This window comes from Tardiphaga robiniae (genome assembly GCF_013359755.1).
In the GTDB taxonomy this organism is placed as follows: Bacteria; Pseudomonadota; Alphaproteobacteria; order Rhizobiales; family Xanthobacteraceae; genus Tardiphaga; species Tardiphaga robiniae.
Map to the genome: position 1 here is coordinate 1 of NZ_JABMCJ010000022.1, position 272 is coordinate 272.

General features: G+C 64.3%; 1 pseudogene. It reads left to right on the forward strand.

Going from position 1 to position 272, the window contains the following annotated elements:
- Positions 1-180: pseudogene (locus HP556_RS30040) on the forward strand (FCD domain-containing protein); the annotation flags it as partial.
- Positions 181-272: the final 92 nt, after the last annotated feature.

Here is a 272-nt window from a genome sequence, read left to right on the forward strand (position 1 = left end):
CATCTTGCGGTGGCGGGCGCCAGCCAGAACCGCATTCTCGTGCGCACGATTACGCCCCTGATGCTGATGAGCACGCGCGGGCGTCGCCGTTACTTCGAATCCGCGGCGTTGCGCCAGCGCTCGCTCGACGATCACCGCGCTCGTTCATCGCCATGTGCAGATCGCTGCCGCCGACATTGAGGCGCTGGCTGATCACGCCCCGATCGACCCGCAGGAGCAGGAGATCGCAAACACCAACACCTGACGAGCCGTTCAACAATCCCGACAAACGG